The sequence below is a fragment of the Loktanella salsilacus genome, from assembly GCF_900114485.1.
GTDB classification, from domain to species: Bacteria; Pseudomonadota; Alphaproteobacteria; order Rhodobacterales; family Rhodobacteraceae; genus Loktanella; species Loktanella salsilacus.
In genome coordinates this window covers 18,304-34,827 of record NZ_FOTF01000030.1, presented here as the reverse complement: position 1 = coordinate 34,827, position 16,524 = coordinate 18,304, and the positions used below count along the sequence as shown (strand labels likewise).

Genomic DNA, 16,524 nt, shown 5'->3' with positions numbered 1-16,524 from the left:
CGCTGCTCTTCCATCTGCTCAGCAAACTCTACGAGCGCACCAGCGTCGTCATCACCACGAACCTGAGCTTCAGCGAATGGGCCACCGTCTTTGGCGATCCTAAGATGACGACCGCACTCCTCGACCGCCTAACCCACCGTTGCCACATCTTGGAGACCGGAAACGACAGCTTCCGCTTCAAAGCCAGTGCAGCCGTAGCGGCGCAGAAAAAGAGGGAGGACAATCATGCATTGACCAAAGCCTGACACCCGAAACATAACTTAAAGGTGGCTCACTTCTCGATGGAAAACCCGGCTCACTTCCGCGTGGAAATCTACAATCTGGGGGATCGGGAGGAAGACGCAGGCTAAGTTGAAAGGGATCGGCATTGGCACGGCGGCCGATCTGCGAGAGATGCCGCTGCGCCAGGCCCGCGCCCTCGGCACCGTCGTGCTGGAGCGGACTGTACTGGAATTACAGGGAGAGCCTTGTATTGCGTTTGACGACGTTGAGCCCCAGCGCAAGGGCATGGCAGTCACACGCTCCTCCGGCACACCGATGAAGGACTTCGACACGTTGTTCCAAGCAATCACTTCCCATGCGACACGTGCAGCGGAAAAGCTGCGGCAACACGGGTTGGTGGCAGGGACGCTGACGGTGTTCTTTCACACAAACCGCCACCGTCAGGATCGTCCGCAGTATGCTGGCTCGCGATCGACACGATTAACGCCGATGTCATCGGATACGTTCGATCTTGTGGGGGCGGCTAAGCGCTGCGCGTTGGCCGCATGGCCGAAGATGGGTGGTGTGTCTTACGGGTTCACCAAGGCCGGCATCCTGCTCGACGATTTGCTGCCCTTTGAGCAACGGCCGCTGACCTTATTCGAAGCCTCTCGGGAGGGATCGCCAGCACTGATGCAGGCCTTAGACGAGGTCAACGGGCGGTTCGGCAAGAAGACCATGGTCTTGGCGAGCGAGGGAATGTTGCGATCCTGGCAGCTGCGCGCGGATCACCGCAGCCCGCGCTATACGACAAGGCTGAGCGACCTACCAGTTGTAAGGTGATCGCGCTGGAAAGTTGATCTTCGACGCGGGGCGCAAAAAGGTCTGGTGAGCGGACCTTCCTGCCGTTCGCCGCAGCCGCTCAATCAATGCTGCATCTGCGAGGCCGAACGGCATTAGGGGCGGATTACGAAAGTTTGCCACGGTCGTGAAATTAAATTTTCGCGCGAATTGATACTATACGCCATCACCGCAGTCATGTTCCTCACCATTGATTGTGTCATGCTGACTTTGGTGATGAAGCCGATCTTTACACGTCATCTTAGTGACGCCATGCAGGACAGTCAGATGCTGGCACCTGCTGGCCTGTTCTATCTCGCCTATGTGGCGGGTCTTGTTTTTCTGGTTTTGATACCGGTCTTGCGGGATGCCGCAACAGGACGTGCGGCACTGCACGGCGCGATCATCGGGGCGATGGCGTATGGCGCAGACAAGTTCACCTCCATGTCGATCATGAAGGCGTGGTGACGGCAGATGGTCGCGAGGGATGCAATTTGGCGTGCGATCCTCACGGGATCAAGCGCGTGGGCAGGGGTCGTGTTGATGGTGCGTTTGCAGAAATAAAGTCGGGACCTGTAGCGTCAGGCCAGGATTCTGCCGGCCGTTCTTCGCACGTCCGGCAGATCAGACGTTCATTCGGCTTTCAGACCGGCACGTTGTCGAAAAGCAGATCATCCTCTTCGTCGACAGATGCGCGACAGACGGAACGGCGTGGGCCACCGGCTGCATGGTCACGCGACGGCTCTGTCATCGATCGTTGGTCCTTGATGTTTGCCACAGTGACGTCGCGCTCGCGTGTGGTAGGCATTTCGCCCAGTGCAAAAGTGATCATGTCAGACTCCCGATAAAGTAAAGCGTTGTGGTGTTTTGACGGCTGGATCGAAGAGCCAAAACCGCGCGGGCAGGTGCAGGCCAAAGACGAAGTGTTGTGCGACTGCACGGCACGCGCGTCTGGTTTCGCAACCCTGCCGCCTGCGGTCTTTTTTCTTTCAACTCGCACGCCGTTCGAGCCTGGCGCGCTGCACAGTCGACAGAACGCCCTCAATCTCGGCGATTTCGTCCTTCAGCCGCAGCTTGGATCGTTTCAGCTTCCCAAGCTGAAGATGGCAGGGCGCGGGCCGGATCATCTCGGCATCGATTTCGGCATCGAGGCGCTGCTTGCGGCTGGCCAAGGCATTGGCGCGGGCGTCCAGCGAAGTGGCGCGGGTGGTGAGACGGCTATTCATGCAAGGCTCCCTTTCAAGTGATCGATATGGCCGCCAACGCGACCGGTTTGCAGACGGTCAAGGTTCGGCCCCTGACCCATCGAAGACGGATGCGACCCTGGATATACGGACAAGGACCCGCCTTCGTGACAAACACGTGGGGTTGAAAGCGAGCGGGAAAAAGGCAAAGCTATTTGAAATTATGATAGGTTTTACCTATCGCAATGCAACCAACGGAGGCCATGGCGTGGCGGTTCTTCCTAGCATGAGGCAGCTGAGATACCTTGTGGTGCTTGCCGATACGGGGCATTTTGGCAAGGCGGCCCAACGGGTTGGCATTGCGCAACCTTCGCTGAGCCTTCAGATCTCCAATCTGGAGGAGGTGTTGAAACTGCGCCTTTTAGAGCGCGGCCGCGGGCCGTTCCGGTTGACACCCGAAGGTCGCGAAATCACAGAGCGCGCCCGCGCGGTCGTCGCACAGGTGCAGGACATCGTGGACCTGTCAGTCACACTGCAGACGGGCGATGTCGGCACTATACGGCTGGGTACGACGCCCACCATCGGCCCCTACCTGTTACCCTATGCGATCGGCGAACTGCACAAGACCCATCCCGGATTGAAGTTATACATCAGGGATGCAGCCCCGCGGGACTTGGTATCCGAACTGGAACGCGGACGGCACGATGTCATCCTGACACAGCTCCCCGTGGCCGGTCCGGGATTTGTGACCGAACGGCTTTTCCGGGAGCGACTTGCACTGGCCATCGCGCCCGACAGTCCACTCGCAAATCGCAAGGACATCATGGATGCAGACCTCGCGGATCTGGTCGTTCTAAGTCTGGGCCCGGGCTACGTCCTGCATGAGCAAATCAGTGAAGTCTGTCGCAACGCGGGCGCGGATTTACGACGAGACTACGAGGGCACCAGTCTCGACGCCCTTAGGCAAATGGTCGGAATGGGGATGGGTGTCACCTTTCTACCGATGCTGTATATCCGGTCCGAGGTGAGTGGCCGGGATGGCTCGATTGAAGTGCGGCCATTCCGCAAGGGGAAGCTCGTTCGATCCATCGGACTCGTGAGACGGAAGTCATCGGGAAAAAATGCTGCAATCGATCATATCGCGGAAGCGCTTAGATCGGCCATCAGGGCTAATTTTTCCGATACCGTGACCCTCGAATAAATTAAAAAATTCCGCAATATTCCCGAAGCTGAGTTGAAATTCGACCTTATCCACTAAGCGTAGCACCGTCCGGCATTGCCTATCCTTGCTCGAACGATGCTGCATGGCGCATAAAGGGTCGCTTTGAAGTAATTGCGGTATGGGGTCAGTCCGGCCGATAAACGTTAGCTTTTGGCCGCGAGTGACGTGACGCCCTTTGCTGCATGCGCGAACCACTGCCGCGGTAGGTTTGGGCTCGGAGCTGCCTTACGCACCGCAGAAAGGATCTCCAATTCGTTACCGTTTGAATGTCGGCTGCCGCCTTTCACCCAATCTTACCGCGCACGTGCGGCGAATGCACACTATCCGCCCATCGCGCAAAACGTCATTCACGGCCCGTTGCGGCCATTTATCGGTGTTCTGGATGCTGCAGTGCTTCCCGTCAAACCCGCCATTCGCTGCGTGTGCAAAGTCTCCAGCCATCACGTAGTCGCGTTACTTCGCTTCGAACCAACACCACGCCGATAAGCGGCCACCCCGCCTGTATGATGCGCTTTGCGGGGGTCAGACATTCTCGACAATCGGATGGACGATACCACCCTATCAACTATGGTCGCAACGAAGAGCATTTAGGCGGAACTTTTTCATGTATGACGCAGCCCGAAATCAAATTCGACAATACCTATCAAGTTGGGTCAATTCCCCTGACAACCCAAAATTCGCGGTGATGATTGAAGGTCGATGGGGATGCGGCAAGACGCACTTCATTCAGAGCCTCGTTAGTCAACCAGACTTCACAAAGCGAAAGACTATATATCTGTCGTTGTTCGGTGTCAGCAGTTTGCAAGATTTTGAACGACAGCTGTTTTATGCCGCATCGTCCAAAGCCATCAAGATTATGCATCAGGGGGTTGGATTTGCCTCCTCCCTTTTTTCTGGTGCCATCTCGGTTGGGTCTGGAGGTGTGTTTTCAGGATCGGCAGACATCGGAAAAGCTGTCGAAAGCACTTTGGGCCAAGTGACCAAAGCCGCTGATGCAATCAATGAGGCTTTGGTCATAATTGACGACCTTGAACGGTGCGGCTTTGATCAATCTGAATTACTCGGCGTCCTTAACCGCTATATCGAACATGGCAACTCTCGCGTCATTCTGGTGGCAAACACACAACGGATTGACGACAAGAAGTTTGAAGAATTTCGGGAGAAGGTTATCGGCCAAACTTTCGAAATTCCACCTGATCCTAAGGCTGCGGTTGCTGCGTTCATCGCAGAGATATCGGAGAGTGTTGCAAGAACATTAATCGTTGCTCGAACCGATAGGATTGAAGAACTCTATCTTCTCTCTGGGTTTAACAATCTCCGGGCCATCCGTCAGTTCCTATGGTTCCTGATAGGCATGCTCGAAGCCACAGACCAAAAATTTCGGGAAAATAATGGACTGATAGATAGCCTCATCACTCAGGCTTTCATTTTCTTCATGGAATTCAGGCTGAACCTTGGCGGCCCAGAAAATTCGCTGGCCATTTTAGATTTATTGCCAGAATACGGAGACGACGACCCTGCACAACGAAGCTTCTATGCCTTCAGGATAGAAAAAGACGACCCTGACACTCCCAAGCGGAAAGTAATTCTGAAATACAACCTCATCAATGGCATCGAGACAGCAATTACACTCCGTCAATGGATTGACATCCTCAATAGCGGAACAGTCGATGCAAAGCGTTTCAACGCTGAACTGGCTGGCGCCCCAGAAGTCAACGGCCCGGATAGCTGGCCTTCTTGGAAACGGCTCTGGCATATTTGGAGCTGGGATTTTTCTGACGGTTCGGCGACGGAATTTGATTCCGACATAGGCGACATCTGCGACGGAATTGAAGAGGGTCGTTATGAGAATCCTCTCGTTGTGATGTACGTTGTTGGGGTCATTTTAATGCTACTTGACGAGGGGTTAATCGAAGACGTCGAGAGCGGCTGGGTTCAAAGGTTCAAGCGCTATATTGATGAGATAGTAATCCCTTCGCTTGATCTCGACAGTTTTGGTGCGACACGGTGGAGTTTTGACTCAGGCTATGAAGGTCTCGGCTATGCCCACCGCGAGAACGATGATTTTGTGGAGGTGCTTTCTCATCTGCAGCAAGCAGCACGTGATTGGTACTCCGATTGGAAGGCGGAACCAGTTGCTAAACACCTGATTGAGACTTTGAAATCAGATTATTTCGCTTTTCTTGGCGACCTGAAAATCGTCAATGGAAAGGGCACCCAAAGATTTCTTCGAGAACCAATTCTTCAAACTATTGACGAAGATGACTTCGTGAATGCTTGGTTGTCATTAGGCAGGCAAGAAGAGCGCTTGCTTACGGGTTATTTTGAAGATCGTTATGATCAAGTACCGGAGTTGATTTTGACCGAGGGCCCTTGGTGGCATAGCATCGCAAATAGACTTTTAATCAAGATCGATGATGAGCCGATCATGCCGAGAAAATCTCAACTGCTTGATTTGATAAAAGGAATTGAAAGACTGGTCGACGACAGGCTTGAAAAAGCGCGATTAAAAAGTCTCTTTTCCGAACCAACGTGCCAAACGGAAATCGACCTTGGCTGGACCTTGGCACCTTCAACAACCGCGACCTAATTCTTCTGATACCCAGTCCACCTTTTGCCGTATAACAACCCTGCGTGACACATCGTCTACGCAGGCGTGCCGATAGGCGTTTGATAAAATAAATAATTTGCGCACGTGTGAGCGAGCGGTTGTCCGCTTTCTTGTAAACCAAGTCCCGCTTTCTCGGCTGCGGCGAAGGTCGGCTTCCCGCCCTTCGTCGCGGCATGTGTGCTGCGCAACATTTAGAGACTTGAGTTCGAACTGGACCTACACTGGGCCTGTCGCCAAAGCCCGGCGTGCCGTTTATCGGGAAGACATCTTCAACTTCCGATCCCAGATGTCAGGTCGCGGTGGCAAATGCCGCATCTTTACGTTGTTTCATCGTCGTCCGGTGCTGCAACATAAAGCGCAGCATCTCACGAGACGCGTCCGGGCCGGCCGGATCGGTGAACCTTCCGGCTGGGCTGCCGCCGGACCATGCGTGACCGGCACCCTGGATGCTCCAAAATTCAGTGAAGGACTTGCCTTTCCCCTTGCGAAGCGATTGCCGCACGAATGTATGCCCGTCGGGGGTGCGCCCCTTGCGTTCAATGCCGACCAAGTCCGGGTAAGCGTCGGCGGCGCGCGCGGCAACATAGCGTCCGTTCCGGACATGAACGACCTTGTCGTTCTCGCCGTGGAAATTGATCGTGGGTATCGGCGCGGGCGAGCGGCTACCCGGCGCGCCATGCTTCATGGCAATCATTGCCGTGGACGCATCGTGTGCTGACCCCACAGCGAGGCCTGAGTGGGCACCGACGGCAGCAAAAATATCCGGATATGCTGCAGCCAGGATCAGTGCCATTGAGGCCCCTGCAGACAGACCAGCGACGTAGACCCGCGCTGGATCGACGGGTGTGGTGCTGAGGACCATGCGCGTCAGGTCTGCAAGAAGGGCAGGTTCACCGGCGACCCGGCTTTGATCCCCCCGGCGATACCAATTCCAACAGCGGTTCTTCTGCGCTTGCCGGTTCTGGGCAGGGTAGACGACGATGACGCCCAACTCCTCGGCCAATGCGTTCATTCTCGTGCCGGTCGCGAAATCATCGGGCGTTTGTCCGCAGCCGTGAAGCATGACGAGGAGTGGTAGGGGGCGCTCTGCACTTGTGGCGCTAGCGGGCAGATACAGTTTGTAGTCTAGGCTGCCAAACGGACTGTCGTGGGTCAGCGACCTGAAGGTTGCTCCGCGCGGTATCGACATTTGCGCCCGTGCGGTTGCCGTTACCGGCTTGGCTTTAGCCGCAGGTTTTACAGTTAGTGTTTTATGAACTTTGATCCGGCTCAGCGCTTGGCCGGCACCCTTCGATGTGGGTTTTGGCCGGGCCTTTGCTTTGGCGGGTTTGGGCAGCATTACACCAACCATCTGTCCAAATGCCGTTGCGGTGGCATTGCGGGCCTTCTTACGGCTACGAGCCTGCACTTTCTGAAATGGGTTAAACATGCGCCTCACCAGCTGAATTCGGACAGAGCCGCCGTAGCGGCTTCCCAATCGTGCTGCACAAGTCAGCGCAGACATAGCACAACCAATTTGCACGTGGTGGGTTTCGTTAGAAACGGCCTGCCCGGCGCAAACCGGCTATGCGCTGAGGTCAAGGTGAGAGGATGCTCTGCAATGAGTGATCATTTACCTACGGCCGCGCCTCGTCATTCCTATAGCTATCAAACGGCCTTGTCGGTCTGGGCGGGCATGAGCTGCGCGAACGAATTTGCGAAAAAGGCCGTCCCGAGACTCCTTAAGACAACGGTTCTTCTTCTTTTCATGGCGATTTCGTCGATTTTAGAGTTGCGAAAAATTATCAATTATAAACAGTGACTTAATTAAAATTGTTTCTTGCAGATGTAAGGCTTCCTTGGTATTTTCCGACATCCGAATGTGTTCAGGGAGCAGAGCGGGGAGATAGAAAATGTCATACGTCGACAGTGCGATCGTGGCCTTTCTCACCTTTGCGGCGGCCATAATGTTTTGGTCAAACTTGGAATGGCGTAAGGAGAGCAAGGAGCGGCATAGTGCCTTCATGCAAAATCGGATTTCCAAGAGGCGGCCACCGCTTTGCCCGCAGTGTGGTTGGGATATGGCCAAAGCCGAACCTGAAAGTCGCGACACCGAAGGTGCGTAGCGACTGCCGCATATGACGTTGATACCGCAGCACCTCATCTTCATTGACTTCGAGGCATCTGGTCTTGGTCCGGATTCGTGGCCGATTGAGGTCGGTTTGGCATGGATTGAGAATGACACTGTTGAAAAATGGTCCTCTTTGATCTGCCCCGAGCCGAACTGGAACGAAAATGCGTGGTCATCGCAATCAGCCAGCATTCACAAAATCCAACGAGAAGAGCTTCGATCCGCACCAAGCGCGGCTAACGTCGCCAGTGACCTTCTTCATCGGATTCACGGAAAACACGTTGTCAGTGACGCCGTAGCGCACGATCACTGGTGGGCGGAATTATTACTTGAGCCGCTGGGTTTCCAGCCGCCGCCTTTTGCCAGCATCGAAAAGGTCATCACGGCGGCATGCAAAGGCAATTCAGCGCTGATCCACCATGTCCATGCGCAACTTAATGGGACGCCTCGACCACACCGGGCCGGCCCTGACGCGGCCCGATTAGCGGAGGCAATTTTACTTGCAATGAAGTTGAGGGCTGAAAACTGAGTATGGCGGGATGTGTCAGTCAGCGGCAGTGCTTTGCTTAGAGAATGGGATAAGGGATGCAATGCAGTTCTTGAAAACGGAACACGGCATCATCACGTGCGAGCGGGTCATTGAGGGCATCGCCATCAATCCGGTCGATCCACCGGGTGTCTGCGATCCCATCAGACGATCCGCTGCAGAGATCACACTCTGGCGTGGCAGACCGTATGTCGTTGGCCGCGACGGGGCGTGGGTTGTCAGGTGCCTTCAATTTCCGACGGATCGTCCAACGGTTTGGGGAACCTTTCTGATGCTGGAGGAAGCCGTCCGGGAGGCCACAAGCGATCCGCGCCGCCCGGAAGGTTCAACATCCACTGCCGACCTCGGTGATATGAACATCTGAGTGTCCCAAAGTCAGAGTGCCAGTGAGAGGCTGAGCCAATATTGACAGCGCTCGGTCGACCTGATCCGGTCGTTGCCGATGTATTTGAGCATCGAATTTACAGTGCGAGGTCGCGATGCTGACAGACGACGAACTTGATCAACTCGACGCCTTGCTACTGGCGATCCCGACGGATCGGGACGGCATGCTACTCAGCGAGTTTGACGGCTTTTGCGCAGGCTTGATCGTCTCGCCAGACATGATCATGCCGAGCGAATGGCTGCCGCTGGTCTGGGGGGCTGGCGATGCTCCATTCGACGAGCTGTCTGACGTGCGGTCGGCGACGAACCTGATCATGCACCATTACAATGATGTGGCGCGCATGCTTACACCCCCGCGGTCCGACTACGCGCCGCTCTACGATGAAGACACGGTTTCGAATGAAATCCTGTGGGAGCCTTGGGTCTGGGGGTTCGAACAAGCGATGCGGCTGCGGCCGGAGGCTTGGGAGAAAATCGTCGTCAGTGGAGATGCCGAGGCGTCTGCCTCGGTCAACATGATGCTGGCGCTTCACAATATTGCCGAAGGCCGAAGTGAACTGCCTCAAGCATCGGTCGACGCGTTGACCGAAAAGGCAACTGATCTGATCCCGGATCTTGTGATGGCCCTCAACAATTGGGCGAAGGGACGCAGCTTATCGTCGGGGATGTCCGCAAACGCAAACCAGATGCCGGCGGCTGGCAAGAAGGTGGGTCGAAATGATCCCTGTTCATGCGGGTCTGGGCGCAAATACAAGCGATGCTGTGGAGCCCACTAAATAAGGCTTCGCTCCCATATAAGCCATTGTTATATGTTTACGTCCAACAGGCTACTACATGGTGGCCGGAATAGACGTCATGATGGCATTGAACGTCACCAACGTGCTGGCGATCGAGATTGACTTTCTTGCGCCAAGCTTTTTTATTCATAGTGCATAATACGCTGAACGACCCCAACGTGACGGTAGAGCAAATCTTAACCGCGACCTTTTCTCGTCAACGGTGTCATACTGCTCGCGCTACTGATGGTCGCCCTTTTGCCTGCCACTGCAACCGCGTTGTTGTAACTGCAGAGGCGAGAAATCGTCGCAAATGCTGTGCATAGTGAATCTTGGGCCATCATTGTTCCGTGTGTAGTCGTCACAGGTTGCATCCCTTTTTTCTTTCAAAAGCCCAACCTTTCCGAAAGCAGGGTATGCAAACGGTAAACCGTTTGCCCCTGTTGCGCGCGGCGGCGGCCCTGAGGGTCCTTCTTGGCGCGCAGGAAGCGTGACATCGCGGCGCCTGAGGGCTTCTTGATATCCAGATACTTTCCTCAATCTCTTCTGCAGCTCCCATTTGATACACAATGTTGCCCTGACCATTACAAGTTTGATCTGCAGTCTGTCCGGGACGCAGCGCCGCATATGTGACGCATGGTTAACACAGGAGCACTGATATGACCCAGACAAACAAAAAGCACCAAATGATCTACCGCGCAAAACTGGATGCCGGTATTGCCGAGATGATGGCGGTTAAGCCGAAGGAGAAGGTCGCGTTCACGCAGCGTGAGGCCATTGAGGAGGCAGCAGGCGCCGTGCAGCATATGCTGGCGATGAATTACAGCCTCGCCGAAGTTGTCGCGAAGATGAATGACGCTTTCGGCCTGACGCTCCCCGTTGGGACGGTGCGCAGCTACCTGCGGGAGGTAAAGGCCGCGAATGCTGCGGCTACGCCGAAGAAGACGACAATGCGCCGCGGTCCCAAAAAACAGATCCAAGACGCTGGGACTGAACCAACCGCCAATCTTGACGCCACCAAAATGGACGTGACTGCTTCGGACGATGAACTACTTGATGTAGCAGTGCCATACCTGCAGTCAGCGCCCGATGACAAAGCCGCGGAGCAGACCGCAAGCTGTGATGATATCCAGTCAGATAGCGCGAGCGACGACAACGTGAATGATGGTGAAGGCGTCAGTGATCTCGACGAAGATGCTCTCGATTGCCTTATGGATAAATTGGACAACAACATTGGGGACCGCAGCTGATGCCCGACGTAGATCGCAAAAAGCCGCGGTCCGACCGCCGCCGCCGCACGCAAACGATCATCTTCCGGGTGACGCCGGCAGACTTCGCGCTACTGGCCGAAGAAGCTGCAAATACTAACATGGCTAATACCAATGCCTGGGTGCGGGCGGTGGCGTTCGAGGCTGTGGGACGTCCCGAGCTGAGCCGCAAAGACCTGCAGTGTCTGATTGGCGAGATCGGCAGGATCGGCACCAACATCAACCAGATCGCAAAAGTTGCTAACATCAGTGGACGCGTGGACCTCGTCACGGATCTATACAAGACGCGCACTGAATTGGTTGCGCTTAAAAAACTGATTGTCAGAGAGTTGTCGTGATTGGCAAGCAGATCCCGCGCAAGGCCTCTGGCGCGGCTGCCAGAACGACATTCAGCGATTTTATCCGCATCATTACTTATGTCTGCGCGAAGGCCGATGCGGTGGAGATGCGGAACGTCTTGGGTGAAGGCGCTGATGCTGCAGACGAGATGTGGGCTATCGCCACGGGCAATACGCGGTGCGCAACGAAGACGCTGCACTTTGCGCTGTCCTGGCCCGAGACGGAATGCCCGACAAATGCGCAGGCGATCGCTGCAATGGAGACGTTGCTGAAAGAATTAGAACTGGAAGACCACCAAGCCGCGATTGGCGTGCATCGCAATACGGGATGCGTGCATGTCCATGCTGCCGTGAACAAGATCCATCCGCGCACATTTGCCGCGTGGCGATCGTCGCGCAGCTACGAGCGCATCGAGCTGGCATGCCGCAAGATCGAACTGGCGCAGGGTTGGTCGCAGGATCGGGGACGCTTCGATATCGAGGTCGGCGAAGATGCAGATGGTCCAACGGTGCAGCTTCTGACAAAGCCGCAGACGCACTGGGAGGCAAAAAAAGCGCGTCGCACGGCTGGGCGGGGACCATCGCAGCGTGATGTGGAGACGGAACGGAAGACCGGAATGCCGCCACTCTGCGATGCGCTGTCTGACGCCTGGAAGATCCGCGTCCGCGCGGTGCTGGATGGCGCAACGAACTGGCCTGCTGTGCATGACGGGCTGTGCATGATCGGCCTTGCCTACGTAAAAAAAGGATCCGGTGCGCAAATCCGGATCATCGGATCGGATACGGTGATGAATGCCTCGCAGCTTGGCGGCCGGTTTGCGCGTAAGAAGATGGAGGCACGGATTGGGGCATTTGAAGGTTTGCAGGAGACAGTAAATGCGGCACCGGTATCGCTGCCTGAAGATCGTCCGTGCCGCATATACGGCCAGCTTGTGGAAGAGGTGGCAGAGCTGACGAAATCGCAGACGTTCAAGGCGACGCTACTGGCGCGTAGCTACATCGGGATCACGCTGCAGGATGCGGTCGTGCGTGCGATCAAGCGCGTCGATCTGGACGAGGTGCCGCCACACATCACGCTGATCGACGGCAGTGTCGTGGTGGATGAGGGAGCGGAACTCTCGGCTACAGCAGGCGGCGATGTGACGGCGCAAGCGCAATTGATGATGGCGATGGGGAAAGCCAAGGGCTGGACGCGTTGCGAGGTAGAGGGGCCCCCGGAGTTCCTGCGCGCGGCCGCGCTGGCGGCGGCGGAGGCCGGCTTGGCCATAAGCGGGGTGCCGGAGGACATTGTGGCGGAGGTGGCGGAAGAGCTGGCTGCAAAAGCGGCTGCGCTGGATGCGGGATCAGCGATAGACAAGCCCGCGCATCCTGCTGCGACAGGTCCAAGGCCAGATCATGCCGCAGCGGATGCTGCGCGCGAGGCAGCGGCTGCGGCGCGGCAGGAAGAAAGCCTCCGCCGTGCAGAACGCGCCGCCGCGCAAGCTGCGGATCGCGAAGAGCTTGCCACGCTTTTAGACGAGGATGACAGCCTTGTGGCAAAAGTTATGACGCTGGGTTTGGAGCAGCACCACCGCCAGCAACGGCAGCAGGACCGGGATAGCCGAGAGCGCATAGCGCCGGTCGACGCCGTGCCCTTGTCTGCGCATGACCGGCGAAGCCGTGCCGCTTGGCGCGTGTTGACAGGGCGCGATGCCGCGGCGGGACCGGACAGGAATACCGACGTGCTGCCGCCCCTTGACCATACCGCATGCCGGCAGCTCTGGACGGCAGCGGATGTGATGGCTGCGCAAGCAGCCGGGATGGACCAAAGTGCGATGGATCTTGCAGAGCAGGACGATCCGGCGCGCGATTTGCGTGTCTTACCAGACAGCACGATCCTCTTTGCGCACCGCGACGATGATGACAACATTATCGGTTTCGAGGTTGCGCGACAGAATGCGGACGGGATCTTGCAGACGACATTCGCGCAGGGAGGACGGCGCACAGGCATCGTTGTCGGTGACCCGGCGGTCGCGGATCGCCTTGTTATCACGGCTTGGGCCATCGATGCCAAGGAGCTGGAAGCAAGGGAAGGCCGAAGTGATACGCTCTATCTCTCCCTTGGCGGCGCAGTTGATGCTGGTAATGCAGCACAGTTGCAACGTCTTGCGGCAGGACGTGCGGTGGTCATCGCCGTGGCGGATGAGACGCTGGCGCGCGATGTGATGACACGCGTCCCATCCACGACGCTCCTAAATTGGCAGAACGACCTGCGATATGAAGATGAGGTCGACGCCGATGCCAATGAGGGCACCAATAATGATAAGTTTGGCGCTGATTTGGATGTGCGGGATAATATCCATGATGACATCAGCGAGCGCGATAGCGCTGATCGCACGGTGCAGGAAAACGACGAAGCAATTGCAAACGAAGAAGAAGTTGAGACCAACGGTTCTGATGAAGATGCGCTGGACCTTGGAATGTGACAGCCTCTGCAGCAGGACACAGTGTCTTGCTGCAGAGGGCAAAGGTAGGTCAAAATTTGCCCCGGGGGTTCAATGGGCCCAGACCTCATACGGTGGCCGTCCTGCCAAATGAGGGATGACCGAAACAGCTTTACCGCAAGAACGTCAGCCCGTCCTCACCTGAGCGCGCGGTGGGCGGCTGGTCTGCGCAATAGAGCAGCAGATCCTGCAGATCGTTCTCTTCCAGATATCCATCGACAAAGAGATGCGCTGCGATCGCCTCGACGGCGGCGCAATTAGTGCGGATAATCTGGCGCGCGCTGGCGTAAGCGCCGTCGAGGCGACGCGCGATGCGGTCCTTGAGGCCGCGATGACGGGCAAAGAGGACTGCCGGATCGTCCGTCGAGGGGTGCCAGATCAGATCCTCGCCGCGCCCCAGCGACAGCGCCTCCTGAAGTGCTGCGCGTGTAGCTTGCGCGAGGTCGGACGCGACGCCGCCGCCGGATCCGCCAGAGACCTCACCGAGAAGTTCCGCTTCCGCGGCGCGCCCTGTGAGGTGCCGGACGAGCGTGGCTGTAATGACCGCAGTGCTGCCGTCATGAGGCAATGGCAGCATCTCGACATGTCCGGTATCGCCTGACAGCACTGCCGACAGCGGGCGGGCGTTGCCGGTGACGTGGGCGGCGACAACATGCCCGGCCTCGTGAATCGCGATCCGGCGGCGCAGTGCCGTCGGAATGGGCGGGCGCGCCGTTCCGATGGCGGCCACAAGGTGGTCGATGGTCATGGCGCGCTTTGCCGCACGTGCGAGGCTGCGGGCCTCCTGCACGGCCGCCTTGACATCGGCCGGGGTCATGCCGGCGCCCTGCCGGGCAAGGGACGCAAGATCCCCTTGCGGCATATCGGCAGCGAGATGATAGCGGAACACCGCGGGCAACTCCCGCTCGACGGGCGGTGCGATATGGATGCGGCGCCCCAGGCGTCCCGCGCGCAGGATTGCGGGATCAAGTTGCTCCGGGTGGTTCGTCGCCCCGACGACGAAGACGCCTTCATGCGCGGCAGCGCCGTCGAGAAGGGGCAAGACGGCGTTCACGACGGCGCTGTTCCAGCTGGAGTTTCGATCCTGGATCCCGCCGCGGTCGCGCAGGCTGTCGATCTCGTCGATGAAGAGCAGACACGGAGCTGACGCATGGGCCGCATCGAAGCTGGCGTGCATTGCCTGCAGCATCACCTCGAAGCGACCTGCCTTGAACCAATCCGTGCATGTCAAGGGCACGAAGCTCATCCCTGCGGACCGCGCGAAAGCTGCGGCGATCGTGGTCTTGCCGGTGCCCGGAGGGCCTTCGAGGATTACGCCGTTGCTGACATCGGACCACGGCAGGTCGCCGGTGGAAAACGCGCGTAGATCATCCACAATACGGGTCAGCCGCAGGCGGGCCGAACCGAGCCCTGGCAAAGCGGCGAGATCGGGTCCCGCAGGTGCGGCCTGTTGCGGGGCAGGGGCCCGCGCCAGCGTCGCGATCCGCCGCGCGGCCTGGATCGGGCCAGAGCTGCGTAAGGCCAGCATCAGGGTATCTGCGGGGAGGCGCGCCAGAGGACCGTTACCTGGCAGAGCGCCACGCACGGCGGTCTCGCTCATCTGGCCGGTGCCGGTGACGGCCTCGCGCAGGATAAAAAGGACGATGTCGGCATCCACCGGGGCCAGTGTCATCACTGGCAAATGGGCCAGCACGCCGGTCAGAAGCGTCCGGTCGGTGGCCAGCACGATTACGGGATGCTGCGCCCCGAAGGCTTTGATGGCGGCGTCCTGGCTGCTCTCACGCGTGCTGGCCGAGCTTGCGGAAAGTGACACGATCTGCGGGCGCAGGGGTGGCAACGGGCGGCGGTCACCAAACTGCATAGGCGCGGCACGCACGGCTGTGCGAATGACCTCGGCCAGGGTGGTCATCTCGGTCTCGTCACCGCAGAGGATTGCCGTCGTGCATCCATCGCCCATGATGTCATCAATACCGTCCTGATCGCCGCAAGCGGCGCAAAGCCGCGCCAGCATGACAAGCTGGTGCGCGTCGACGCGGTATGGCGGGCGCGACAGACCCGTCTCGGCATTAATGGCGAAGGGATCGATCCCGGCGGCGATCTGTTGAGCGATCTCGCTTGGCGCAAGCGACGCGGCGAGGCTGACGGGCGGTCCGACACGCGCGGGCTCTTCCTGGGCTTTCATTGCCAGCCAATCGAGAATGGCAGGATCGTCAACGGGATCGGGATCGTCGCCGAAGGAGGAGACGTCGGTCTCCTGCGTCATTGCGTCCTGCCGCTGCGCCATGGCCCCCAGAAGCTGTCCAAGCCCGCGCCCAAGATGCGTGCGACGGTCGGGCAGCATACGGGTGAGAGCTTGCTCCGCTGGTGCCGCCCAAGCAGGGCTGGCGTTACCGCCCGTTTGCCCTGCTGCTGCGGGGCTGTCAGGATCTTGCGGCACATCGCCTGCGAGGGACGCAGCGATAGCGGCTGGCGGCGCCGAGGTGTGAAACCGATCGCCCAAGGTTGCGTCCGGAGCACCCTTGGCGGGCTGAGGGCGCGGGGCAGTCGAAGGTGGTTTTGC

15 protein-coding genes are annotated in these 16,524 nt (G+C 57.8%); 11 read left to right on the top strand and 4 right to left on the bottom strand.

From position 1 onward, the window contains the following. The 3 genes from BM131_RS17655 to BM131_RS17645 all read left to right on the top strand — a co-directional run. Positions 1–245, top strand: a 245-nt coding sequence (locus BM131_RS17655) for an ATP-binding protein (protein ID WP_175499439.1), incomplete at its 5' end; no start/stop codon positions are given. 106 nt (positions 246–351) lie between these two features. After that, on the top strand, positions 352–1,044 hold the full coding sequence (locus BM131_RS17650) for a DUF4113 domain-containing protein (protein WP_245754301.1): 693 nt from the start codon (positions 352–354) through the stop codon (positions 1,042–1,044). Positions 1,045–1,212: 168 nt separating this feature from the next. Then, positions 1,213–1,509, top strand: a complete 297-nt coding sequence (locus tag BM131_RS17645) for a DUF2177 family protein (RefSeq protein WP_281245355.1) — start codon at positions 1,213–1,215, stop codon at positions 1,507–1,509. A gap of 175 nt (positions 1,510–1,684) precedes the next feature. Here BM131_RS17645 and BM131_RS17640 read toward each other — a convergent pair whose 3' ends face one another. Together BM131_RS17640 and BM131_RS17635 are read right to left on the bottom strand one after the other, a co-directional pair. Beyond that, complete coding sequence (locus BM131_RS17640) at positions 1,685–1,873, bottom strand: hypothetical protein (RefSeq protein ID WP_090191570.1); 189 nt, start codon at positions 1,871–1,873, stop codon at positions 1,685–1,687. A 157-nt stretch (positions 1,874–2,030) separates the two neighbouring features. Further along, positions 2,031–2,267 carry a YdcH family protein gene (locus tag BM131_RS17635; RefSeq protein ID WP_090191568.1) on the bottom strand — a complete coding sequence of 79 codons (237 nt, stop codon included), beginning with the start codon at positions 2,265–2,267 and terminating at the stop codon, positions 2,031–2,033. 136 nt (positions 2,268–2,403) lie between these two features. On the opposite strand from BM131_RS17635, the gene BM131_RS17630 reads away from it, so the two are divergent. Further along, entirely contained in the window at positions 2,404–3,426 is a 1,023-nt protein-coding gene (locus BM131_RS17630) for a hydrogen peroxide-inducible genes activator (protein ID WP_245754299.1), read from the top strand. 625 nt (positions 3,427–4,051) lie between these two features. Next, positions 4,052–6,037 (top strand): P-loop NTPase fold protein, encoded by a 1,986-nt coding sequence (locus tag BM131_RS17625; protein WP_090191567.1) that lies wholly within the window; start codon positions 4,052–4,054, stop codon positions 6,035–6,037. A gap of 310 nt (positions 6,038–6,347) precedes the next feature. Here the strand turns inward: BM131_RS17625 and BM131_RS17620 are convergent, their stop codons facing one another. After that, positions 6,348–7,397: an extracellular catalytic domain type 1 short-chain-length polyhydroxyalkanoate depolymerase gene (locus BM131_RS17620; RefSeq protein ID WP_245754298.1), complete on the bottom strand. Its 1,050-nt coding sequence runs from the start codon at positions 7,395–7,397 to the stop codon at positions 6,348–6,350. 778 nt (positions 7,398–8,175) lie between these two features. Here BM131_RS17620 and BM131_RS17610 point away from each other — a divergent pair. The 6 genes from BM131_RS17610 to BM131_RS17585 all read left to right on the top strand — a co-directional run bounded on the left by BM131_RS17610 (position 8,176) and on the right by BM131_RS17585 (position 13,946). Beyond that, positions 8,176–8,697, top strand: a complete 522-nt coding sequence (locus tag BM131_RS17610) for a 3'-5' exonuclease (RefSeq protein ID WP_090191563.1) — start codon at positions 8,176–8,178, stop codon at positions 8,695–8,697. 61 nt (positions 8,698–8,758) lie between these two features. Next, positions 8,759–9,079, top strand: a complete 321-nt coding sequence (locus tag BM131_RS17605) for a hypothetical protein (RefSeq protein ID WP_090191561.1) — start codon at positions 8,759–8,761, stop codon at positions 9,077–9,079. A 115-nt stretch (positions 9,080–9,194) separates the two neighbouring features. Next, positions 9,195–9,875: a UPF0149 family protein gene (locus BM131_RS17600; protein WP_090191575.1), complete on the top strand. Its 681-nt coding sequence runs from the start codon at positions 9,195–9,197 to the stop codon at positions 9,873–9,875. Between the two features lie 659 nt (positions 9,876–10,534). Beyond that, positions 10,535–11,125 carry a hypothetical protein gene (locus tag BM131_RS17595; protein ID WP_090191559.1) on the top strand — a complete coding sequence of 197 codons (591 nt, stop codon included), beginning with the start codon at positions 10,535–10,537 and terminating at the stop codon, positions 11,123–11,125. Next, positions 11,125–11,481, top strand: coding sequence for a plasmid mobilization protein (locus BM131_RS17590; protein ID WP_090191558.1), 357 nt, complete (start codon positions 11,125–11,127; stop codon positions 11,479–11,481). The genes BM131_RS17595 and BM131_RS17590 overlap by 1 nt, the downstream gene beginning before the upstream one ends. Continuing rightward, positions 11,478–13,946, top strand: a complete 2,469-nt coding sequence (locus BM131_RS17585) for a relaxase/mobilization nuclease domain-containing protein (RefSeq protein WP_090191556.1) — start codon at positions 11,478–11,480, stop codon at positions 13,944–13,946. Before BM131_RS17590 ends, BM131_RS17585 begins: the two co-directional genes overlap by 4 nt. Before the next feature lie 130 nt (positions 13,947–14,076). Here the strand turns inward: BM131_RS17585 and BM131_RS17580 are convergent, their stop codons facing one another. Then, complete coding sequence (locus BM131_RS17580; RefSeq protein WP_175499437.1) at positions 14,077–16,227, bottom strand: AAA family ATPase; 2,151 nt, start codon at positions 16,225–16,227, stop codon at positions 14,077–14,079. Positions 16,228–16,524: the final 297 nt, after the last annotated feature.